The organism is Burkholderia puraquae, from assembly GCF_002099195.1.
Lineage (GTDB): Bacteria > Pseudomonadota > Gammaproteobacteria > Burkholderiales > Burkholderiaceae > Burkholderia > Burkholderia puraquae.
On the sequence record NZ_NBYX01000001.1, the window covers coordinates 766,971 to 789,842 of the forward strand.

20 protein-coding genes are annotated in these 22,872 nt (G+C 67.0%); 10 read left to right on the plus strand and 10 right to left on the minus strand.

Annotated elements, in window-relative coordinates; translation table 11 throughout:
• Positions 1-44 precede the first annotated feature (44 nt).
• Positions 45-485 (plus strand): homoprotocatechuate degradation operon regulator HpaR, encoded by a 441-nt coding sequence (hpaR, locus tag B7G54_RS03445; RefSeq protein WP_048245409.1) that lies wholly within the window; start codon positions 45-47, stop codon positions 483-485.
• Positions 486-540: 55 nt separating this feature from the next.
• On the opposite strand, the gene B7G54_RS03450 is transcribed toward hpaR, so the two are convergent.
• On the minus strand, positions 541-1,752 hold the full coding sequence (locus tag B7G54_RS03450) for an SDR family oxidoreductase (protein ID WP_085037754.1): 1,212 nt from the start codon (positions 1,750-1,752) through the stop codon (positions 541-543).
• A gap of 348 nt (positions 1,753-2,100) precedes the next feature.
• Between B7G54_RS03450 and B7G54_RS03455 the strand changes: the two genes are divergently transcribed.
• The 5 genes from B7G54_RS03455 (at position 2,101) to B7G54_RS03475 (ending at position 7,058) form a co-directional block, all read left to right on the plus strand.
• A complete protein-coding gene (locus B7G54_RS03455) occupies positions 2,101-2,295 on the plus strand; it encodes a hypothetical protein (protein ID WP_085037755.1) in 195 nt (64 codons plus the stop codon).
• 106 nt (positions 2,296-2,401) lie between these two features.
• The gene (locus B7G54_RS03460; protein ID WP_085037756.1) at positions 2,402-2,746 is read left to right on the plus strand and encodes a DUF3564 family protein; all 345 of its coding nucleotides are present in this window, start codon (positions 2,402-2,404) and stop codon (positions 2,744-2,746) included.
• Between the two features lie 420 nt (positions 2,747-3,166).
• Positions 3,167-5,062, plus strand: coding sequence for a peptidoglycan D,D-transpeptidase FtsI family protein (locus B7G54_RS03465; RefSeq protein WP_085037757.1), 1,896 nt, complete (start codon positions 3,167-3,169; stop codon positions 5,060-5,062).
• A 210-nt stretch (positions 5,063-5,272) separates the two neighbouring features.
• Entirely contained in the window at positions 5,273-6,268 is a 996-nt protein-coding gene (locus B7G54_RS03470) for an arabinose ABC transporter substrate-binding protein (RefSeq protein ID WP_085037758.1), read from the plus strand.
• A gap of 19 nt (positions 6,269-6,287) precedes the next feature.
• A complete protein-coding gene (locus tag B7G54_RS03475; RefSeq protein ID WP_085037759.1) occupies positions 6,288-7,058 on the plus strand; it encodes an SDR family oxidoreductase in 771 nt (256 codons plus the stop codon).
• Positions 7,059-7,130: 72 nt separating this feature from the next.
• On the opposite strand, the gene B7G54_RS03480 is transcribed toward B7G54_RS03475, so the two are convergent.
• The 4 genes from B7G54_RS03480 to B7G54_RS03495 all read right to left on the minus strand — a co-directional run bounded on the left by B7G54_RS03480 (position 7,131) and on the right by B7G54_RS03495 (position 12,981).
• A complete protein-coding gene (locus B7G54_RS03480; RefSeq protein ID WP_085037760.1) occupies positions 7,131-8,849 on the minus strand; it encodes a cation:proton antiporter domain-containing protein in 1,719 nt (572 codons plus the stop codon).
• Between the two features lie 207 nt (positions 8,850-9,056).
• The gene (locus B7G54_RS03485) at positions 9,057-10,469 is read right to left on the minus strand and encodes a c-type cytochrome (protein ID WP_085037761.1); all 1,413 of its coding nucleotides are present in this window, start codon (positions 10,467-10,469) and stop codon (positions 9,057-9,059) included.
• The gene (locus B7G54_RS03490; RefSeq protein WP_085037762.1) at positions 10,466-12,244 is read right to left on the minus strand and encodes a GMC family oxidoreductase; all 1,779 of its coding nucleotides are present in this window, start codon (positions 12,242-12,244) and stop codon (positions 10,466-10,468) included. Before B7G54_RS03490 ends, B7G54_RS03485 begins: the two co-directional genes overlap by 4 nt.
• A complete protein-coding gene (locus tag B7G54_RS03495; RefSeq protein ID WP_085037763.1) occupies positions 12,244-12,981 on the minus strand; it encodes a gluconate 2-dehydrogenase subunit 3 family protein in 738 nt (245 codons plus the stop codon). The genes B7G54_RS03490 and B7G54_RS03495 overlap by 1 nt, the downstream gene beginning before the upstream one ends.
• 56 nt (positions 12,982-13,037) lie before the next feature.
• On the opposite strand from B7G54_RS03495, the gene B7G54_RS03500 reads away from it, so the two are divergent.
• A complete protein-coding gene (locus B7G54_RS03500) occupies positions 13,038-13,463 on the plus strand; it encodes a hypothetical protein (protein WP_165765537.1) in 426 nt (141 codons plus the stop codon).
• Between the two features lie 119 nt (positions 13,464-13,582).
• Positions 13,583-14,167: an RNA 2'-phosphotransferase gene (locus tag B7G54_RS03505; RefSeq protein WP_085037764.1), complete on the plus strand. Its 585-nt coding sequence runs from the start codon at positions 13,583-13,585 to the stop codon at positions 14,165-14,167.
• A gap of 12 nt (positions 14,168-14,179) precedes the next feature.
• Here B7G54_RS03505 and B7G54_RS03510 read toward each other — a convergent pair whose 3' ends face one another.
• Positions 14,180-14,593 (minus strand): DUF3995 domain-containing protein, encoded by a 414-nt coding sequence (locus tag B7G54_RS03510; RefSeq protein WP_085037765.1) that lies wholly within the window; start codon positions 14,591-14,593, stop codon positions 14,180-14,182.
• Positions 14,594-14,934: 341 nt separating this feature from the next.
• Between B7G54_RS03510 and ald the strand changes: the two genes are divergently transcribed.
• Entirely contained in the window at positions 14,935-16,050 is a 1,116-nt protein-coding gene (gene ald / locus B7G54_RS03515) for an alanine dehydrogenase (protein ID WP_085037766.1), read from the plus strand.
• 54 nt (positions 16,051-16,104) lie between these two features.
• Here the strand turns inward: ald and polX are convergent, their stop codons facing one another.
• From polX to B7G54_RS03535, 4 genes are all read right to left on the minus strand, one after another.
• Complete coding sequence (gene polX / locus B7G54_RS03520) at positions 16,105-17,871, minus strand: DNA polymerase/3'-5' exonuclease PolX (protein WP_085037767.1); 1,767 nt, start codon at positions 17,869-17,871, stop codon at positions 16,105-16,107.
• A gap of 153 nt (positions 17,872-18,024) precedes the next feature.
• Positions 18,025-18,417, minus strand: a complete 393-nt coding sequence (locus B7G54_RS03525) for a TraR/DksA family transcriptional regulator (protein WP_085037768.1) — start codon at positions 18,415-18,417, stop codon at positions 18,025-18,027.
• A gap of 377 nt (positions 18,418-18,794) precedes the next feature.
• Complete coding sequence (locus tag B7G54_RS03530) at positions 18,795-20,210, minus strand: undecaprenyl-phosphate glucose phosphotransferase (protein WP_244289242.1); 1,416 nt, start codon at positions 20,208-20,210, stop codon at positions 18,795-18,797.
• Between the two features lie 2 nt (positions 20,211-20,212).
• A complete protein-coding gene (locus B7G54_RS03535) occupies positions 20,213-20,995 on the minus strand; it encodes a Crp/Fnr family transcriptional regulator (RefSeq protein WP_085037769.1) in 783 nt (260 codons plus the stop codon).
• A gap of 925 nt (positions 20,996-21,920) precedes the next feature.
• On the opposite strand from B7G54_RS03535, the gene B7G54_RS03540 reads away from it, so the two are divergent.
• Entirely contained in the window at positions 21,921-22,703 is a 783-nt protein-coding gene (locus B7G54_RS03540; protein ID WP_175130424.1) for a Crp/Fnr family transcriptional regulator, read from the plus strand.
• The last annotated feature ends 169 nt before the right edge of the window (positions 22,704-22,872 follow it).

Genomic DNA, 22,872 nt, shown 5'->3' on the forward strand with positions numbered 1-22,872 from the left:
CGCGGCTGTTAAGATTGATGCGTCCCCGTCCACTGCTCACCCCGATGAACCGTACGCTCGACCATCGCAACCTGGCCATGCTGCTGCTCGAGGCCCGCGAAACGCTGATGGGCCTGTTTCGCCCTATTCTCAAGGAATTCGCGCTGACCGAACAGCAATGGCGGATCATCCGCGTGCTCGACGGCGAACCGGCGCATGCGCTCGAAGCGGGACAGATCGCGCGGCGTTGCTGCATCCTGAGCCCGAGCCTCACGGGCGTGCTGGAACGGATGGAGCGCGACGGCCTGATCACGCGCACGCGCGCGCAGGAAGATCAGCGCCGGCTGCTGGTCAGCCTGACGCCGCAAAGCAGGAAACTGGTCACGGAAATCGGTCCGCGGATCGACGAGCAGTATCGGCAGCTCGAGTCGCGGTTCGGCCAGGACGGCCTCGAAGACATCTATCGCGCGCTCGACCGGCTCATCGAGCTCGGCGGCAACACGTGATGACGGCGCCCGTTCCCGTCAACCGCGGGAACGGGCGCCGGTGCTGCGCGGGCGATCAGTGCACCGCGCCGCGTATCAGCTCGGTCACGGCAACGCCGCGCGACGTGCGCATGCATTCCTCGACGTAATCGATGAACGGCAACGGCTCGAAATCGATTTCATCGCGCACGCGGCGGTTGTCGAACACGCGATCGACCGTTGCGAACTCCCCGCAGCGCTGCAGCGCCCGGCCGATCACGCGCTCGAGTGCCGGATCGGTTCGCCCGAGCACATCGCGCACCACGAGCGGCAACTCGGCCGGCGCACACGCCACGTAGCGCGGCGCGCCCGTCATCCCCGCCGCCTCGTCCATTGCACGCACGATCTGCGCGACCTGCGGCGCCTCGTCGCCGGCCGACACGTGATACACGTCGTGCGCGAGTGTCGGCTTGACGGCCAGCAGCATCGTGGCACGCGCCACGTCGTCCACCGATACGATGTCGATACGCGTCATCGGCCGCGCGGTAAAGCGGCGCGCGGCATGCGCCAGCCGGAACATCCAGAACGAATTCGGCGCGGGCCGCGTCCCGAGCACCGTGTGGCCGACCACGTGCGACGGCCGCACCACGACGAGCGGCAGCCCGAGCGCGCGCAGGCGCTGCTCGGTCTCCGCCTTCGCGTGCAGATAGTCCGCCGCGAGCACCGCGCCCGGCAGGCCTTCTTCGTCGCGCGCGACGTCGTTCGCCGCTTCGCCCGCCGCCGCTTCCTGCACGATCCCGCCGCGGCCCGCATGCGCGTAGGCCGTGCCGACATACACGAAGCGCTGCAGGCGCGGCGCCCGTGCGAAACGTTCGGCAAAGCGCACCGCATCGGCGATGTCGGCCCGCAGGTGCGCGCCGTCAGCCGGCGACGCATGGCCCGCGCAATGAATCACATGCGTCGCGGCGGCAAGGCGCGGCGCGTCGGCGCCCTGCCACACGTCGCCGAGCGCACCGACGATTACGTTCGCATCGGTCAGGCGCGACGCCCAGTACGGCGCCAGCCCCGCGCGCAGCGCCGCCTCGCGCAGCCGCGCGACGGCGTGGCCGCGATCCTGCGCGCGCACGACGCAGACGATGCGGTCGAGCAGCCCCGCATTGACGAGCGCCGTCAGTACGGTACTGCCGATGAAGCCGGTTGCGCCGGTCAGCACCAGCCGCCCGACGTTCGCCGCCGCGACCGGTGCGCTGGCCGGCGACACGAGGCTCGTCCGCCAGTTAAGCGACAACGCGGTTTTCCAGATCAGCACGATAGTCTCCTTCGAAGAGTCGGCCGGGCAGCGCGGCGCCCGCGGTTGCGGGCTGCGCACGGCTCACCGGCCGGGCCGGGGCCTGACGCGCGCCCCGGCAGTCCCGATCGGGCGTGCGGCCCGCGATCGCGTCGATCGCGTCTCTGGCACGAGGCGGCGGCAGCCGCCGAGGACGGGCGTCCGCGGCACTGGATCGGGAAGATCCCAGTGTGGGGCCCGACCGCAGGCAAGTCTGTCCCGAAAGTTTCGTGAAAGTGTGCCGATTTGTATGCGATTGTCGGAGTCTGTCGTACCGGCCGCGCTGTCAAAACGCCGCCGCAGTCGATCGGGCCACCTTCCGAAGGTGCGATGCCGCCGTGGCCGGCCGGTTTTCCGCGGCTGGCCGCACGCGACAGATCGACGCGCCTCGCGGCCATGTCATCCCATGTCTTGAAGATCGACCCGGCTCCCATCGGCACCGCGATCGCCGGCGCGCGCGTGTTGGCGCGCGCCGGCGGAATAACCATGAATCGTCAGACGTCGTTCCATCTGAAATCGCAATGAACCCTATATGAATTTATTGCGGATTATCACTTGCGTTTCACACCAGTCTATCTAGACTGTTCAAGTCAAAACGGTCGAATGTGTCATTTTTTTGGAGACGATCACAATGCGCCTCACCATTCGTATTAATGGCAGCGAATCGGCAACCCGGAATTCCTTCGCGGTGCTGTGGGTCGATACCGACGAGGGGCTGTGGTCGCGCGAGGCACATCAGGGCATCGATCTTCCGACCTGGGGCAAGGTCCGCGACGTCGAGGGCGCAATGGCGCTCTGCGCGGCCGACGGCGGGAATGCCGTGTGCCAGTTGAAGGGACTGTCGTTCGATGCGACGCAGCGCGAACAGGGCCCCGCCGTACTCGCCGGCAATCACCCCGGCGCGTGGCGGCTGCAGGCCGTCGATCGCTGCACGAGCCAGCCGGAATATCGGGAATTCATTTCCGTCGCCCGATAGAAATAATCGATGTAATTCGTCTGCGGTTTTCGGGTTTATTCCGGTTTCAGCGATATTCATTTCGATATTCAGCATTAACGGCGCCCCATTTCGGGGCGTTTTTCATTCCCCGGTTTAAATAAATAACCGTGAACCGGGCAATTGATCGCGCACCGGGGACGGTCGGCATCGGCCGTAACGGAGATCGCGCCTCCCCGAATCGACACGCAGCGGAACGCCCATCTTTCATCGCCTGGCGCGTCGGTGAATTTCCACAGCCGTCCTGCCTTTCCCTCCCCTTTTCCGCCTTATGCCGGAAGGCCAGTACGCGTTTTTTCTCGGGGCCGGAACATACTTTCCCCACACGGCGTTTACTCATTTATTACAATCGCATTATTCAGACTGACTAGCCGCCCTTCGGCGGCCCGACCCGGCCATTGCATGAGCGTGAAAAAGAAGACCCACCCCGCCGATCCGTACGCGGCCGCGACCAAGAACCCGATGCTCGCATCGCGCCTGCCGATGTGGCGCTCGAAGCTGATCGTGATCCTCGTGTTCCTCGCATTCGCCGCGCTGATCGGCCGCGCCTTCTGGGTACAGGTCGCGAACAAGGCGTTCTACGTCGGCCAGGGCCAGAAACGCTACCAGCGCACGATCGAGCTCGACGCGATGCGCGGGCGCATCGTCGACCGCAATGGGGCGATGCTCGCCGTCAGCCTGTCGACCTATGAAATCTGGGCGAACCCGAGACAGGTCTCCGACACCGACTACCCGCAAATCTCGAAGCTGCTCGACTTGCCGCTCGTCGAGGTCAAGCGGCGCCTCGGCACCGACAAGACGTTCGTGCTGCTCAAGCGGCAGGTCGACGCGGACACCGCGGGCAAGCTCGACAAGCTCGCGATCGACGGCATCACGCAAATCGCGGATTCGAAGCGCTTCTACCCGGAAGGCGAATCGGCCGCGCACGTGGTCGGCTTCACGAACGTCGAGGACAAGGGCCAGGAAGGCGTCGAGCTCGCGGCAAATGCGCGCCTGGTCGGCACGTCCGGGCAGCGCGAGGTGATCCGCGACCGGCTCGGCCGCATCGTGTCGGACACGCGCCCGCTCGTTCCGGCGCAGCACGGCGCGACGATCGAACTGACGATCGACCGCCGCATCCAGCAGCTCGCGTTCAGCCAGCTCAAGGCGGCCGTGGTCGAGAACAACGCGGTGGCCGGCAGCGTCGTGGTGCTCGACGCGCAGAATGGCGAGATCCTCGCGCTGGCGAACTACCCGACCTTCGACCCGAACGACCGCGCGCGCCTCACCGGCCAGCAGTTGCGCAACCGCGCGGTGATCGACACCTTCGAACCGGGCTCGACGATCAAGCCGCTCGTCGTCGCGCTGTCGATCGACGAGCGCAAGGTCACGCCGAACACGATCATCAACACGTCGCCGGGCACCTACAAGATTGGCCCGGCCGTGATCCACGATACGTCCAATCACGGCTCGCTGACGGTATCGCAGGCGCTGCAGAAGTCGAGCAACGTCGCGCTCGCGAAGCTCGCACTGAACCTGCCCGCCGAAACGATCTGGAACAAATATCAGGAATACGGGATCGGCCGCGCGCCGGAACTCACGTTCCCGGGCGTCGCGTCGGGCCGGCTGCGCGGCTACAAGCGCTGGCGGCCGATCGAGCAGGCGACGATGGCGTACGGCTACGGCCTGTCGATGTCGCTGCTGCAGATCGCACAGACCTACACGGCCTATGCGGGCGACGGCACGCTGCACCCGGTGTCGCTGCTGAAGAACGGCACCGACCAGCAGACGATCGACGCGCATCGCGGCCACCGCGTGACATCGCCGCAAACGGCCGCGTCGATCCGCTCGATGCTCGAGATGGCGGTCGGCGAAGGCGGCACGGGGCGCCGCGCGCGCGTCGACGGTTACCGGATCGGCGGCAAGACCGGCACCGCGCGCAAGCAGGTCGGCGCGACCTATGCGAAGGGCAAGTACCGCGCGCTGTTCGCGGGGATGGCACCGATGAGCAACCCGCGCCTGATCGTCGCGGTGATGATCGACGAACCGCGCGGCAAGGGCTACTACGGCGGCACGGTGGCCGGCCCGGTGTTCGCGTCGGTCACGAGCGGCTCGCTGCAATTGCTCGGCGTGCCGCCCGATGCGCCGGTCGAGCCGGAAAAGACGCCGCCGGCGAAGGCCACCGCTGCGCAGAAGACAGTGGCTGCGCCGAAAGCAGCTGCGCAGGAAACGACGGCTGCCGCGCCCAAAACCACCGCGCCGCTGAAGACTGCGGCGCCGTCGAAAGCGCCGGTACGGCCGGCCGCAGCGGCAGGATGAGCGGTGCCAGTCCACGCGCCACGCCGGCCTCCGGCGCGCGTGGCACACCGGCTGCCTCTCGCCCCCACACGATTCCCCGCCATCGGGCACCGTCCCACTTTCTAGGAACGCCGCGCATCATTTGAGCGTTCCCGCTGCCGCCTCCTACAATTTTTTTGCGCATCGGGCAGCCCTGCCCGCGTGCGCGACTACAACAAAGGAGAGAGACGCATGCGATTCCACTGGAAGACGCTCGCACTGGCCATCGCGAGTGCCACGCTGGTCGGCGGAGTGCCCGCCCATGCCGCCGGCCCCGCCGACGTGAAAATCGGCTTCCTCGTCAAACAGCCGGACGATCCATGGTTCCAGGACGAATGGCGCTTCGCCGACCAGGCGGCGAAGGAAAAGCACTTCACGCTGATCAAGATCGCGACGCCGAGCGGCGAAAAGGTGTCGACCGCGCTCGACAGCCTCGCCGCGCAAAAGGCGCAGGGCGTGATCATCTGCGCACCCGACGTGAAGCTCGGCCCCGGCATCGCCGCCAAGGCGAAGCGCGCGGGGATCAAGCTGATGTCGGTCGACGACCAGCTCGTCGACGGACACGGCGCGCCGCTCCAGGGCGTGCCGCACATGGGCATCTCCGCGTACAAGATCGGCCAGCAGGTCGGCCAGGCGATCGCGGACGAGACGAAGCGGCGCGGCTGGAATCCTGCCGAGGTCGGCATCATCCGGATCGCGTACGATCAGTTGCCGACCGCGCGCGAGCGCACGACCGGCGCGGTGGATGCGCTCAAGGCCGCCGGCTTTCCGGCCGCGAACGTGATCGACGCGCCCGAAATGACGGCCGACACCGAAGGCGCGTTCAACGCGGCGAACATCGCGCTCACCAAGCATGCGAATTTCAAGCGCTGGGTCGCGTTCGGCTCGAACGACGACACGACGGTCGGCGCGGTACGTGCCGCCGAGGGGCGCGGCATTGGCGCCGACGCGATGGTTGCGGTCGGCATCAACGGCAGCCAGGTCGCGCTCAACGAATTCGCGAAGCCGAAGCCGACGGGCTTCTACGGCTCGATCCTGCTGAATCCGCGCCAGCACGGCTACCAGACGAGCATCAACATGGTCGACTGGATCACCAGGAACCAGGCGCCGCCGCCGCTCGTGCTGACGTCAGGCACGCTGATCACGCGCGACAACGAAAAGCAGGCGCGTGCCGCGCTCGGCCTGTGAGCCCGCCCAAGGAGCCGACATGACACGCACCATCCTCGTGACGGGCGCCGCCGGCGGCATCGGCCAGGCGCTGTGCCGCACCTTCCTCGCGGCCGGCGACCGCGTGCTCGCGCTCGATCGCGACCGCGCGGCGCTCGGCCGCTTCCTCGATACGCTCGGCGACGCACGCGTGACACCGGTCGTCGACGACCTGACCGACGCCGAACGACTGCGTTCAACGCTCGAATCGCATCCGCAAGCCGACGTGCTCGTCGCGAATGCGGGCACGGCGGCGTCGACCACGCTGCGCGACACGACGCCCGCCACCTGGCGCGCGGATCTCGACGCGAACCTGACGGCCACCTACGTCAGCGTCGAAGCCGTGCTGCCCGGCATGCGCGCGCGGGGGCGCGGCGCGATCGCGATCATCGGTTCGGTCAACGGCGTGCATGCGCTCGGGCATCCGGCGTACAGCGCGGCAAAGGCGGGGCTGATCAGCTACACGAAATCGCTCGCGATCGAATACGGCCGCGATGGCGTGCGCGCGAACATCGTGCTACCGGGCACCGTGAAGACGCCCGCGTGGGAAGCGCGCGTGCAGCGCAACCCGCAGGTGTTCGAGCAATTGAGGAAGTGGTATCCGCTCGACGATTTCGCGACGCCCGACGACGTCGCGCAGGCCGCGCTGTTCCTGTGCTCGCCGGCCGCGCGGATCATCACGGGCGTCGCGCTGCCCGTCGATGGCGGCCTGCTGGCCGGCAACCGCGTGATGGCGCAGGAACTGACGCTGGAGACGTTCTACCGATCGTGAAGATATCCGCAGGGCCGGCCGCCGCCCGGGCCGTCGCGCCCCGCCCGGTGCGCGGCGCGATGCCGCGCGCCGTCAATGCGAAGCCGCCGCGACCGGCTTCGTCATCCTGCCGAGCACGTGCTCGGTCATCCCGCGCGCGAGTTCGGTCTCGCCCATGAACACGGTGCCGATGCCCTCGTTCGACAGCAGCGCGGCCTCGTCGCCGCTGTTCGTGCACAGCACGACCTCGAGCGCGGGGTTGAGCGTGCGCGAGATCTCGACGATCTGCCGCACGTCGAACACGTCGGGCAGCGTGACGACCAGCATCCCGGCGCGCGCGATATGCGCCTGCACGAGCACGATCGGCTCGATCGCGTCGCCCGACACGGCGGCAACGCCTTCCGCGCGCAGCTTCTCGACGAGCTCGCGATTCTGCTCGACGACGACATACGCGATGCCGCGCTCGTCCAGCGCGTGCGCGATCCGCGTGCCGACCTTGCCGTAGCCGACGATCACGACCTGCCCGGTCAGGTGCGTCTGCGGCGTCGACATCGGCAGTGCGGCGAGCGGATCGTCGCGCGCCTCGAGCTTGCGCGCGAACGCCGAATGCTTGCGGATCCACGCGAGTGCCGGATCGATCATCGCGAACAGCAGCGTGTTCATCGCGATCGAGATCAGCGCAACCGCCAGAATCAGGCTCTGCCCCTCGGCCGACAGCAGCCCGAGCGCGCGGCCAAGCCCCGCGAGGATGAACGAGAACTCGCCGATCTGCGCGAGGCCCGCGCCGACCGTCAGCGCGGTGTTCAGCGGATAGCGGAACGCGATCACGAGCGCGACCGCCGCGAGCGTCTTGCCGATCACCACGATCGCCGCGACCTCGATCACGTGCAGCGGCTCCGCAAGCAGGATCTTCGGGTCGAACAGCATCCCGACCGAAATGAAGAACAGCACCGAGAACGCGTCGCGCAGCGGCAGCGTCTCGTCGGCCGCGCGCCGGCTGAATTCCGACTCGCGCATCATCATGCCGGCGAAGAACGCGCCAAGCGCGAACGACACGTCGAACAGCTTCGCCGCGCCGAACGCGATGCCGACCGCGGCCGCAATCATGCACAGCGTGAACAGCTCGCGCGAGCCCGTGCGCGCGACGAGCCACAGAATGCGCGGAAACACGCGCTTGCCGACCACCAGCATCAATGCAATGAACGCCGCGACCTTCAGCATCGTGACGCCGAGCGTGCCCCACACGCTGCCGCCGGCCGCGTGCACGTCGCCGGGCGGCGTGCCGCCAAGCAGCCCCGCGACGGGCGGCAGCAGCACCAGCACGAGCACCATCACGAGATCCTCGACGACGAGCCAGCCGACCGCGATGCGCCCGTTGACCGTCTCGACGAGCCCGCGCCCTTCGAGCGCGCGCAGCAGCACGACCGTGCTCGCGACCGACAGCGCGAGCCCGAACACGAGCGCCGCACCGACACTCCAGCCCCAGGTGAGCGCGAGCCCGCCGCCGAGCAGCGTGGCCACCGTAATCTGGACGATTGCGCCCGGCAGCGCGATCTTGCGCACCGCGAGCAGATCGCCGAGCGAGAAATGCAGGCCGACGCCGAACATCAGCAGCATCACGCCGACTTCGGCGAGTTGCTGCGCGAGCGACAGGTCGCCGACAAAGCCGGGTGTGCCGGGGCCGATCACGATGCCGGCGAGCAGATAGCCGACGAGCGGCGGCATTTTCAGCAGCGACGCGAAGTAACCGAAGATCATCGCGAGACCGAAACCGGCCGCGAGCAACGCAATCAGGCTGACGTCATGAGGCATCCCCCCTCCCGAGTTCTTGTAACTATTTAGTAAGGTTCAAGAACGAAAGGATAAGGGATGAGGCGGAAAAATGGCGCGACACCGCGAAAATTTCACGCGGCGGCGCGCCTTGGCGGGGTGCAACCCCGGCGAAACGAAAGGCGCCGCCCGAATGCGGCGGCGCCTTGAAGGTCATCGGACAGGCGGGGCTGGCGCCCCGCTGCCCCGTCAGCGCGACGCTTGCGGGAACCGCGCGCCGGGCGGCGGCTCGGGCCGGGTCGACGGCACGCTCTTGCGCACCTTCGCGACCTGCGCGGCCGTAATCGGCGCCCCCGTGTTGCCCCAGCTCGTGCGCACGAAGTTGGACACGTCCGCGACTTCCTGGTCCGACAGGCGCCAGCCGAACGGCGGCATCGTGAATGTCGACGGCGCGGTGCGCGTGCCCTGCAGCGCGCTGCCTTCCAGCACGACGTGGATCAGCGAGGTCGGATCGTCGCCCTGCACGACCGGGTTGCCGGCGAGCGCCGGGAACACGCGCGTATAGCCGTGGCCGTCGCTGCGGTGGCAAGCCATGCAGTTGTCGCGATAGACGGCCGCGCCAGGCTTGCTCGCATCGCCGGTCTGCAGCGCCTTCGCAGCGGCCGCGTCGTACACGTGCGGCTGCTCGCCCTGCACGCGCGGCGGCAGCGTCTTCAGGTAGCGTGCGATCGCGTTCAGGTCGTCGTCGGTCATGTGCTGCATGCTGTGGCCGACCACGTCCGTCATCCCGCCGAACGCGGCCGTGCGCAGCGTACGGCCCGTCTTCAGGAACTGCACGATCTCGGTTTCCGTCCACGTGCCGAGGCCGGTGCGCGGCTCGCCGCGCAGGCTCGTCGGCACCCAGCCGTCGATCGCCGCGCCGCCGGCCAGGAAATCCGGGCCGTCCGCGTCGGTCAGCCCGCGCTCCTGCATCGTCGGCGCGCGCGGCGTATGGCATGCGCCGCAGTGGCCGAGACCCTGCACGAGATACGCGCCGCGCGCGACCACCGGATCGGTGTACGGCGCTGCGTCGAACGGCTTCGGTGTCGGCGCGAACATCTTGCGCCAGATCCCGAGCGGCCAGCGCATCGACAGCGGCCACACGATGTCGACCGCGCGGTTCTCGTGCTCGACCGGCGCGACGCCGTGCATGAAGTACGCGTACAGCGCCTTCATGTCGTCGTCGGTCAGGCGCGCGTAGGACGGGAACGGCATGGCCGGATACATCGTGTCGCCGTTCTTGCGCACACCTTCGCGCACCGCGCGCGTGAAGTCCTCGACCGTCCAGCCGCCCAGGCCCGTTTTCGGGTCCGGCGTGATGTTCGTCGAGTAGATGCCGCCGATCGGCGTGTCGAATTTCAGCCCGCCCGCGAACGGCTTGCCGCCGCTCGCGGTGTGGCACGCGATGCAGTCGCCTGCCCGCGCGAGGTATTCGCCTCGCTTGATCAGGGCCGCGTCGGCGGATCGGGCCGCGGGTGCGGCCGCCGGGCCGGACGCCGCCGCGGGCGCTGCCGGCTGCGCGAAGGCCGCCGAGCCCGCGAAGCCGAACGCGGCCCAGGCCGCACCGGCCGCCAGCGCGCGCGACATGCGGCGCGCGACGTTGTGGTTCATCGTCCTCTTCATACGGTCACCAGCGGGGCGGGATTTTTCAGGTATTGCTCGCGGATCGCGCGTGCCGACCAGTAGGCCAGCGCCGCGATGATCCCGGTCGGGTTGTAGCCGATGCCCTGCGGCAGCGCCGATGCGCCCATCACGAACACGTTGTGCACGTCCCAGCACTGCAGGTAGCGGTTCAGCACGCTCGTCTTCGGGTCGGTGCCCATGATCGCGCCGCCGACGAGGTGGGTCGTCTGGTACGCGCGCGAATCGAAGTGCTTGCCGAATTCGCGCGTCGACACGCCGATCGCCTTCGGCCCCATCGCTTCCGCGATCTTCTTCATCTGCCCGGTCACGTACTGCGCCATCTTGATGTCGTTGTCCTTCCAGTCGAAGGTCATCCGCAACAGCGGCTGGCCGTACGAATCGCGATAGGTCGGATCGAGGTCGAGATACACGTCGCGGTACGACATGTTGGTGCCGTGCGCGTCCATCGAGATCGTGTGCGCGTAGTTGTCCTTGACCGCCTTCTTCCACGCCGAGCCCCACTGCGGCGTACCGGGCGGCGTCGCGATGCCGCTGATCGGCTTCACGCCGGCCTGGTTCACCCATAGCGGCGAGCCGCCGACGAAGCCGAGCGGGCCGTGGTCGAAGTTGTCCGCATTGAAATCGTCCACCGCGACGCCGTTGCCGCCCGCACCGATGAACGGGTTCGTGTAGGTGTCCTTGTCGAAGAACGCCTTGATCGTCGACAGGTTCTGGTACGCGAAATTGCGGCCCACGACACCTTCGCCCGAGATCGGGTCGTACGGCTTGCCGATGCCCGACAGCAGCAGCAGGTGCACGTTGTGGTACTGGAACGCGGCCACGATCACGAGATCGGCCGGCTGGTGCACTTCACGCCCGGCCGGGTCGACGTAGGTCACGCCCGTCGCGCGCTTCTTCGTGTCGTCGAGGTCCACGCGCAGCACGTGGCACTTCGAGCGCAGCTCGAAGTTCGGCGCCTGCTTCAGCGCGGGCAGGATGTTCAGGTTCGGCGACGCCTTCGAGTACATGTAGCACGCGTAGCCGCTGCAGTAGCCGCAGAAGTTGCACGGGCCCATCTGCACGCCGTACGGGTTCGTGTACGGGCCCGACGTGTTCGCCGACGGCAGCCGGTACGGATGCAGGCCGAGCGACCTGGCCGCATCGAAGAAGCGCTGCGCCGAATAGGTGTTGAGCTGCGCGGGCAGCGGGAAGTTGTCGCTGCGGTTCGCTTCGAACACGTTGCCGTCGCCGACCACCTTGCCGCCGACCTTGTACGCCTGCCCCGACGTGCCGAACACTTTCTCGGCGAAGTCGAAATGCGGCTCGAGCTCGTCGTAGGTCACGCCCGTGTCCTGGATCGTCATCCCTTCCGGGATGAACTTCTTGCCGTAGCGCTCTTCATAGTGGCTGCGCAGGCGCAGCTCTTCCGGCGTGATCCGGAAATGCACGCCCGACCAGTGCAGCCCCGCGCCGCCCACGCCCTCACCCGGCAGGAACGCGGCGAGCTGCCGGTACGGCAGTGCGGTGTCCTGCAGGCCGTGGCGGATCGACACGGTCGTCTTCGACAGGTCGAGGAACAGCTTCTTGCGGACGTTGTAGGTCAGCTCGTCGATCGTGTTCGGATACGCGCCGTCCGGATAGGTGTCGCGATACTCGCCGCGCTCGAGCGCGACGACGTTCAGGCCCGCTTCGGTCAGTTCCTTCGCGAGAATCGCGCCAGTCCAGCCGAAGCCGACGATCACCGCATCGACATGCGGTTTTTTCTCTGCGGCCATCAGCTGCGCTCCCCGTTGATCGAGACGGGGCCGTACGGATAAGGCTTGCCGTTCTGGTTGACGAAATCCATGAAGTCCGCGCGCGCGCCCGGAAAGCCGATCATCTTCCACGCGGCCATGTCGTGATTGCCGCCATGCACCGGATCGCAGAAGTAGCCTTCGCGCGTGTTCTGCAGCAGTTGACCGAAGAACACGCCGGGCGGCACGTCGTCGATCTGTGCGCTGCCCTTCTCCAGCGCGCCGAGCACGGTATCGCGCGTCGGCGCGTCGAGATCCGCGAATGCCTTGCCGTGGGTCTTCTCGCAATAGCGGTTGACCGCCGCGATGCCGAGCCGGTAGATGTCGCGCGGCACCAGCTTCAGCTGGTAGCCGAGCTCGGGCACGCCCTGCAGGAACGGCCCCTGCATGTACCAAGTGGCGCCGTGCGCATACGGCGTCTCCATCTGGCGGTCGATGAATTCGGGCGCGCCCGATTCGAGCGCACCGGGGCCTTCGGCGTCGGCCGGGATCAGCCGGTCGACCGCGGCCTGGACGAATGCCCACTCCTTCGCATCGAAAAAGGTCGGCTTGTACGGGGCGCGTTCGGCGTTGGCCGATGCGCCGGGCGCGTTGCCTGTCGTCGCGGAAGGCGACGACGAGCGCAGGTCGCAGCCAGCGACCGACGCGATCGGCACGAGCGCGACCGACGTGCGCAGGAAACGGCGGCGCGAGTTGGGTTTGTCAGGTGGCGTGGACATGGTCGGATGTTGATCGTTGGGGATCGGGGCCCGGACGCGCGCACTCCGCATGCGGCATGTCCGGCATGGCAGCCATGCCGCACGCGGCTGGCCGTCCTGTTCTTTCGTCTGTTGCGAACAACCACGATGCAGGCGCCGCCCGTGCAATGCGCGGCAGCGCCTTCATCCAGCAGCGCATCGCGCCGGTTCAGGCTGCACTGCACGGATCGGCCTCTTTGCGAGCCTTATCATCTGACAAATGCCGGCATCTGCCGGCATTTGCCCCTCATCGCTCACGACCCTCATTCAACTTAGACGCCCGGTTTGCCGACAGCAAGCGCGACGTGCACGACCCTCTTTCGGGTCCGGCGACGAGTGCGGCGAATTATATATGGAACCGGTTCCATCGAAAGGGGTATCAATGCAATTCAATCCATCGAAAATCGCAACAATTGAAAAACCCAGGAGCCGGAACGAACAAGGATCGCGTGATTACCGGCTGACGCCGACGTCAGGGAGAGGATTGATGTGTGGCGGGCTGCGCCGAAGGCTGTCTCTTTCCAGCCACGCGGAGCACCCGAGTGCGCTGATTTGCACGGCGATCTGGTAGCCTGCGCGACTCATGAGCAAACAGAAGAATGAACTGCCGGCGCCCGACGCGACCCGCATCAGCCGATTCCTCAGCTACCTGCTGCGCCACGCGCCGCAGACGATCGGGCTGCAACTCGACCCGGAAGGCTGGGCCGACATCGACGAACTGATCACCGGTGCTACCCGCTACGGGCATCCACTCGATCGCGCGACGCTCGAAATCGTCTGCGCGACCAACGACAAGCAGCGCTTCGCCCTCTCCGACGACGGCCGCCGCATCCGTGCGGTACAAGGGCATTCGACGCCCGTCGTGCAGCGCCGTTATCCACCCGTGCAGCCGCCCGAGCGCCTGTATCACGGCACCGCGACGCGCTTCCTGGATTCGATTCGGGCGCAAGGGCTGAAACCCGGCGCCCGTCATCACGTGCATCTGTCGCCGGACATCCGGACGGCGCTGGCCGTCGGCACACGCTACGGCGTGCCCGTGATTCTCGAGGTCGATGCGCAGCGCATGCATCGGCAAGGCCACACGTTCTTCGTCGCCGAAAACGGCGTGTGGCTGACCGGCACCGTGCCGGCGGAATTCCTGACGGAGATGGACCGGCCTGCGCGCTGAGACGCGCGTTCATCACGACCAGAACATCGACGCAATGGACAGCGCCAGCGCCGCGCAAAGCGGCGAGTAATACAGCGTGTCCATTCGTGCGAAACGCGACCCGCGAATCCGCTTGAAGAAGCCGACGTAACGGAAATCGCCGACGGCCCGCACCGCGAAGATCAGTGCGAGCGCAACGACCGCGAACGAGGTCGCGCCGCGATACGCGTTCGGCCCCAGCCAGCCGGCACGCACGGCAACCACGCATGCGCCGCCCAGCAACGCCGCGGCGACGGCAAGCGTGCCGATGGCGGTCGGCCGCAGCAGCGGCTCGCCGTCCTGCTCCGGGGTGGCCGCACGTTTGCCCCGCCGCCCGCCCAACGCCCAGTAGACGTGAATGAGCGCGATTGCGCAAAGCATCGGCACGCTGAAATACGCTCCGGTCATCTCGGTAAATGCCCTCGTCTCGTTGTCTTGTTGTCTCGTCATGTCGACGTGTTACCGGCAAAGATCCGGCTCGCGGCCCCGGCACGCGACACACGTGACGATACCGAAACCCGGCAACCCATGCATTGCGACGTCCGGTCGCAACCCGCCGCAACGCGTGTTGCGATGCAGTGCGCGTGCAGGCGCGCGCGGGCCGGCCGCTTGACTTCCCTCCGCGCACTACTACCCTGTTATTCCAGTACTGCAGTCGATACGCGCCTGCGCGAGATCGGCCGCACGTGCATCGTTCGCCGCATCGCGCACCTGCACGACAACGATAACGAAGGCCATGGAGGCGACTCATGCTGATCGGTGTGCCGAAAGAGATCAAGAACCACGAATATCGCGTGGGCCTCACGCCGGCCGGCGCGCACGAACTGACGCGGCACGGCCATCGCGTACTGGTGCAGCGCGGCGCGGGCACGGCGATCGGCCTGCTCGACAACGACTACACGGCCGCAGGCGCATCGCTCTGCGACGGCGCCGACGAAGTCTTCGCACGTGCAGACATGATCATCAAGGTCAAGGAGCCGCAATCGGCGGAATGCGCGATGTTGCGGCGCGGGCAGATTCTCTACACGTACCTGCATCTCGCGCCCGATCCCGAACAGGCGGCCGCGCTCGTGAAGTCCGGCGCCGTCTGCATCGCGTACGAAACCGTGACGGGCCCGGGCGGCGGCTTGCCGCTGCTCGCGCCGATGAGCGAGGTGGCCGGGCGCATGTCGATCCAGGTTGCGGCGACTCACCTCGAAAGCCCGCGCGGCGGGCGTGGCCTGCTGATGGCCGGTGTGCCCGGCGTGCCGGCCGCGCATGTCGTCGTGCTCGGCGCGGGCGTGGTGGGCACCGGTGCGCTGCAGATGGCGGTCGGCCTCGGCGCACGCGTCACCGTGCTCGACACCAACGTGAACCGGCTGCGCCAGCTTGACCTCGTCTTCGCCAACCGGATCGCGACCGTCTGCTCGAACGCGCACACGATCGACGAAGCCGTGCGAGATGCCGACGTCGTGATCGGCGCCGTGCTCGTGCCGGGCGCGTCGGCGCCGCGGCTCGTCACGCGCGACATGATCGCGACGATGCGCACGGGAGCGGTCGTCGTCGACGTCGCGATCGACCAGGGCGGATGCTTCGAAACCTCGCATGCGACGACGCACGCGGACCCGACCTTCGTCGTCGACGGCATCGTGCACTACTGCGTTGCGAACATGCCTGGTGCAGTCGCGCGCACGTCGACCTTCGCGCTGAACAACGCGACGCTCGGGCATGCGCTCGCACTCGCGGACAAGGGCTGGAAGCAGGCGATGAGCGACGATCCGCATCTGCGCGCGGGCCTGAACGTGTGCGACGGGCACATCACGTACGAAGCAGTCGCGCTGGCGCTCGGCCTGCCCTATGTGCCGGCGGCCGGCGTGCTGGCATGACGTGACCGCACGCAAGCGCCGCCGGCGGCTCGCGGCACGCGCCGCCGGCCGGGTTCACGCGCCCTTCGCGCCGCGGCGCTTCGACGCGCCGTCCGGGCCCGTCGTGCGCGCCAGTAGCGGCCTCAATTGCCCAAGCGTGCGCGTGTTCAGCACGTCGGGCCGCGTGAGCCAGCCGCGTCGCGCCTGATCGACGCCATACGCAAGATTGTCGAGTTCGTCCGTGCTGCACGCATCCGAGCCGATCGCCACCGGCACGCCGGCCTTCGCAGCCTCGCGGCACCAGATGTCCGGCAGGTCGAGCCGCCGCGGCTGCGCATCGAGTTCGACGAAGCAGCCGCGCGCCGCCGCGTGTGCGATCACACGCGGCACGTCGAGTTCGCATGCGTCGCGCTCGCCGAGCACGCGGCCCGTCGGGTGGGCGAGAATCGTGAAATGCGGATGGTCCATCGCACGCAGCATGCGCGCGGTCTGCGCGTCGCGCGACAGCTCGAAGCCGTCGCGTACCGCACCGACCACGAGATCGAGCCGGTCGAGCATCGCATCGGGCACATCGAGGCTGCCGTCCTCGCGAATGCCGGCCTCCACGCCCTTGAGCAGCACGAAATCGTCGAACGACGCATTGAGGCGATCGATCTCGTCGAGCTGCCGGGCAAGCCAGTCGAAGGAATTGCGGCCGCCGCCGGCACGCGGTGCCCGGTCGGTGATGGCAAGGTACGCGAGCCCGCGTGCGCGTGCCGCATCGGCCATCGCGCGCAGGTTGTCGCGGCCGGCCGATGCGTCGGTATGCGCGTGCAGGTCGCCGTGGACGTGCTTGCGCTCGACCAGCGCCGGCAGCGTGCCCGCGCGCGCTGCGTCGATCTCGCCGCGATCCTCGCGCAATTCGGGCGGCACGTCGTGCAGCCCGATCGCTGCGTAGACCGACGCCTCGGTCGCGCCGGCAATCCGTTCGTCGCCGCGAAACACGCCGTACTCGTTGATCTTCAGCCCGCCGGCCTGCGCGATCCGGCGCAATGCGATGTTGTGCGCCTTCGATCCGGTGAAGTAGACGAGCGCCGCGCCGAACGCGTCGGCATCGACGACGCGCAGGTCGACCTGCAACCCGCTGGCGAGCACGACGCTCGACTTCGTCTTGCCGTGCGCAAGCACGCGCGCCACCTCGCCGTAGCCGACGAACGCTTCGGCGACGGCTACCGGATCGCGAGCGGTCACGAGGATGTCGAGATCGCCGACCGTCTCGCGGCGGCGGCGAAAACTGCCGGCCGGCACGACCTTGCCGATACCCTCGATCGCGCGCAGGCGCTCGAGCAGCGGCAGCAGCGAGTGCGCCGCATCCGGCAGCAGGAAGCGTTGGGGTTCGCGTTTCAGCCGGTCGTCGATCGCCTCGAGCAGATGCGCTTCGGTTTTCGCGCCGAAGCCCGGCAGCTCGCGCACGTGCCCGCTCTTCGCTTCCGCGCGAAGCTGTTCGAGCGAATCGACGTGCAGTGCATCATGCAGCGCCTTCACGCGTTTCGCACCGAGCCCCGGCACGTCGAGCAGTTCGACGATCGCACCCGGCAGCGCATGGCGCAGCGTTTGCTGCAGTTCGCAGGTGCCGGTCGCGGCGATTTCGCGCAGCTTCGATGCGAGATCGGGCCCGATCGACGGAATCTTCCCGAGATCGTCGCCGTTCGCGATCATCGTCGGAATATCGCGCCCGTAGTCGGCAATCGTCCGTGCGGCGTTGCGATAGGCACGCACCCGGAACGGATTCGCGCCCTGGATCTCGAGCATGTCGGCAATCTCGGCGAACACGGCCGCGCACCCGGCATTGTGGATCGGCATGATCGGCGTGGCTCCCTTCCACGTGGATGGCGCCGCGCGTGCGCGACGGCGTCTGCCCGCCCGGCGGCGCATGCTGACGCCGCCGGGCGCCCGTTCATCATCGTACGCCGGCCGCCCCGTATGTGCAGCGCCGTTACGGTCGCGATGCCAGAATCAGAGGGAGGCGCGCGGCGTCGTGGCGTAATGCCGCTCGTAGATCGACTGGCAATGCGTGCAGCGTTCGGCGGTCGGGCGCGCGAGCAGGCGCTCATAGCCGACCGAGCCGTCGCAGTCGATGCATTCGCCGTAGCTGCCGTCGCGCATCCGCTGCTGGGCGCGGCCGATCGCGCGCAGCTCGTTCAGCTTCATGCCGATCAACGCATGATCGACGTCGACGAACAGATCCGCATTCGCCTCGTCGCCCTCGTCCGGCGACGCGCCGGCGAGGTCTGCGTAGGATTCCGACGCGCGCTGGTCTTCGCTCGTGCGGATGTCCGCACGCAACGTCTGCTCGCTCTCGCTCAGCCGCTGTTTCAGCGTCTGCCGTTGTTGTTCGTCGAGCGACATGGCCGTCTCTCCTGTTCCGGGTTCCGCGCGCAGCATTGCGGCGCGCAGTATCGCGCCGGTGCGCGGCGGGCAGGCGTCACCGCCGCCACCGTGTCCGGATGTGCGCCCGGAATCACGAAGCACCGGACGCATTCGACGCAGGATAAACCCATTGAACACGCGTGTGTTGACTGGAATCAGCGAGCGATGCGATACGCGTGAAGCGCTCACGGAAACTGGGGACGGATACGAAAATGCCCCGCACCGATCGCGCTGCAACGCCCGGCAGCATAGCCGCAGCGCAGCAATTCACCGCACTGTCGAACCCGTCCTTCGGTCGGCGTCACCCGCCGGTGCGATGACCGGCGTGGCTTGCCTCACCCAATGATTCGTGATCCTCAGAAAGCATTGCGCCCGATGAATCCCCGCACGACCGTCAACAGGATGATCTTCATGTCGAACCAGAAGCTCCAGTTCTGCATGTAGAACAGATCGAACTTCACGCGTGCTGCCATCGCCTCGACCTTGCGCGTCTCGCCGCGATAGCCGTTCACCTGCGCCCATCCGGTGATGCCGGGCCGCACGCGGTAGCGGTACATGTAGCAGTCGATCAGTTGCCGGTAAAAGTCGTCGTGTTCGATCGCATGCGGGCGCGGGCCGACGACCGACATCTGCCCGAACAGCACGTTGAAGAACTGCGGCAGCTCGTCGAGCGACGTGCGCCGCAGGAACGCACCGACGCGCGTGATACGCGAATCGTTGCGCGACGCCTGCCGAATGACACCCGGTTGTGCGCGATGCACGCGCATCGTCCGGAACTTCAGGATGTCGAACTCCCGGCCGTCGACACCCTTGCGGCGCTGCCTGAACAATACGGGCCCCGGCGACGACAGCTTGACCGCGATCGCCAGCAGCGACAGCAGCGGCAGCAACGGAATCAGCACGCCGAATGCGAACAACCGGTCGAATGCGAACTTCGCCCACAGCTCCGGCGCTGAGCGCGGCGTGGTCGCGAGATTGATCGCCGGCATGCCGAGCACGTCGGTCGCCGAGCGATCGACCACCGCCATCTGTCGCACATCGGGCAACAGCCGCAGTTCCACGAACTCGTCGCGCAACTCGCGGACGATGCGCTGGATCCGCCACTCGTGCGACATCGGCAGCGTGACCCATACCTCGTCGATCTCGCCGCCGCGAATCAGGTCGCGTAATGCGTTCCAGTCGTCGATCACCGGCACGCCGCCGATGCCGCCGGAGGCGGCCGGTGCGTCGTCGTCGAATACGCACGCCGCCACGAAAGGGCCCTGCGGCGCGAGCTGCATCCGCTCGACCGCGACACGCCCGTACGCCGTTGCACCGACCACCGCGACGCGGCGCTGCCGCGCACGCGGATCGTCACGCGTCAACGCGAGCGCCAGCAGCGCGGTACGCCCGAGCAGCAGCGCGGCGTCGCCGGCCAGCACCGTGCGCACGATCCAGCGTGTCGTGATCGTGCCGCCGCGGTTCATGATCCACATCGCGGCGGCCACCGTCAGCACGCTCGCGCAGACGAGCGCCACCATCGTCTGCGTCAGCGCATGCGTGCCGCCTTGTGGCGCCACGCTGCCGCGCACGGTGCGCAGGTAGCGCGGCAGCAATGCCACGGTCAACACGCACAGCAGCGCGATCGCGCCGCGCTGCGCGTCGGACAGTCCGTGCCAGGCAAGGCCCGACGACGCCTGCGCCGCGAGTGCGCCTGCCAGCACGAGCACGACGTCGGTCGCTGCGATCGCGGCGCGCCGCATCGCGTTCGTTCCACCGGACCTCGACTGCATCGTCACGCACCATGTGCCGGGAACCTGCAACGCCCATCCGGCATGCGAAGCCGAACCGGTGCGGGCCTCGCCGTCTCGCGCGTGCCCAGCAACCTGCGATAGTCGGCGCGAATCAGGTCGTAGCATTCACATGCGTGATGTTCGAGGCCGTCGCGGTCGAGCACCGTGATGCGGCCGCGGCGTTGCCGGATCAACCCGGCTTCCTGAAGGTTGCCCGCCGCTTCCGTCACGCCTTCGCGTCGCACGCCGAGCATGTTCGCGATCGTCTGCTGCGTGACGGCCAGTTCGTCGCCGTCGATGCGATCGTGCGCGAGCAGCAGCCAGCGGCTGAGCTGCTCGCTGACCGAGTGATGGCGGTTGCACAGCGCGCTGCGCGAGATCTGCGCCATCGTCGCCTGGCAGTAGTTGAGCAGCAGCCGGTAGGTCGCCGGCGATCGCTCGAATTCGGCGCGCATCACGCAGCTCGGCACGCGATAGGCCATCCCGCCGATGCGGACCTCGACCCGGTGCGACGCCGCGGCGCCACCGACCAGCGTCGCCAGCCCGACCACCCCCTCGCGGCCGACCTGCGCCACCTCGACCATCGCACCGTCTTCCATCAGGTGCTGCACCGACATCATCGACGTCGTCGGGAAATGCACGTGACGCATCGGCTCGCCGACCCGGTCGAGCATCCCGGCCTTGATCCTGACCAGTTCGAGATGCGGTGCGATGGCGCGGATGCTGTCCTCGGGGAGGGCATCGAGGATGGCATTCGCCGAGTAGCTCGAGTGAAGATGAAGCATGTCTGTATCCCTTTTATCGTCCGCGCCGCCTGCAGCCGCGTGCACGGAACTCGTTATCGCGATGCGCGCCTGGACGTTGACAGGGGTTGCGGCCACAACCCTGATTCCGACTGACCCTCGGCTTGCCGCCGCCGGATCGAATCGGCCCGTCCCATTTCGACACGCCAGCCCGAATAAGCGATTTACGTGCCAATACATGCCTATCATTAATATATGAATCACATCCGATTTAGATCGCCCCGAATAACCCGCTCAAAAACAAAAAAAGCGTCTCATTTCCGGACACTCTTCCTGGAGATGGACACTGCACCCCATTTGACTGATCATTTCCCCGGTATCGAACCGAGGCAGCCGCGCCGGTGCCGCGAGGCTTGCCGCTCATATACTTACAGCTGATTTTCAATTGTTTCCATGATGTGCCAGATCGCACTCCACCGCGGCGCCACGCATCACACGGTCGTTTGAAACTGTCTCAAATTTGAATCGACACACCAATTTCAGGCTCTGTTACCCACCGCACATTTCGAAAGCAAGCAATTGATTTATATCTACATTTCATCGATCTTCATTCGTTTGTCAAATAATGTTCAATGCCTGCCAGGCACTTTCGCCGTACGATGCGCGGTGCTGCGCGATTGATTCCCGGCCGACACCGAATGAATGTGCGGCGCCTCATTCCGTTTCCGGATGATTAATTCCGTGAAAATGAATCATTAAATCCGGATAACGTTTGCATTCATCAAAAAAACGTCAAACTTTGTGAAATGACGCAGTATGCAATTGAATGAATTCAGTGACGTGCTAGCCTTTTCGCCAGTATCGTCACTCTATTTTTGACGAACACAAGTCCGCACGAGCGTTCGAATTCCCTATTTTCGGGAGTTCGCCGCGACGGCGCGCGACCGCCACCCTACGAGGATGCGCCGTGACTCACCAGGCCCCTGACGCCGTCGCGTATGCGAACGGCATGATCGAGCTTTCCCACAGCTTCGATGCGAACCGGTTTCTCGCCGCCATCGACCGCGACGAGCTCGCGACGCTGGTCCCCCACCTTCAACTCGTTCACCTGAAATCGGGGCAAGTGCTCTGCGAACCCGGCGCAATGCTCGCCGCGGTCTACCTGCCCGTCACGACCGCGATTTCGCTGCAGTACGTGTCGTCCGGCGGCATGACGCTGGAAGTCGCGGAGATCGGCAGCGAGAGCGTGGTGTGCGACGACGTGATCGGCGGCAGCGGCCGGATGCCCTGCCGGGCCGTCGCCTGCCGCGACGGTTTCGTCTACCGGCTCGACCGGCGCGTGTTCGCCGCCGCGTTCGATGCATCGCCGGTGATCCGCCACCTCGTGTTCGTCTGCGTGCGGCTGCTGATGGCGCAGGTCTCGCAGATCACGTTCTGCAGCCGTCATCATGTACTCAAACATCAGTTATGCAGATGGTTCCTGCTCGCGTACGACCGAACCCGCAGCATCGAGATCCAGGTGACGCACAGCATGCTGGCGCAGATGCTCGGCGTACGGCGCGAAACGGTCACCGATGCCGCCGGCGAAATCCAGAAGCTGGGCCTGATCCGGCAATACCGCAGCTCGATCGAGCTCGCCGACCTCGACGGCCTCGAAAAAATGTCGTGCGGCTGCCGCGCGATCGTACGCGACGAGATGAAGCGCATCCTGTCGGCCGACTCGGGTGTGCCGGCCGCGGCGCGCGCCTGACCGGCCTGCCCGCCCGGCGCGGCGCTTCGGTTCGCGGAGTTAGTTGTTTGTAGGGTGGCGAACAGAACGCCACGTCTGCCAATGGTCTACTGATGCCGGACTGCCGGGGGGACGTCAGCGCGTATCGCGCGTCTGCCCGAGCGGACGACACCACGCACGCCGGAGCAGC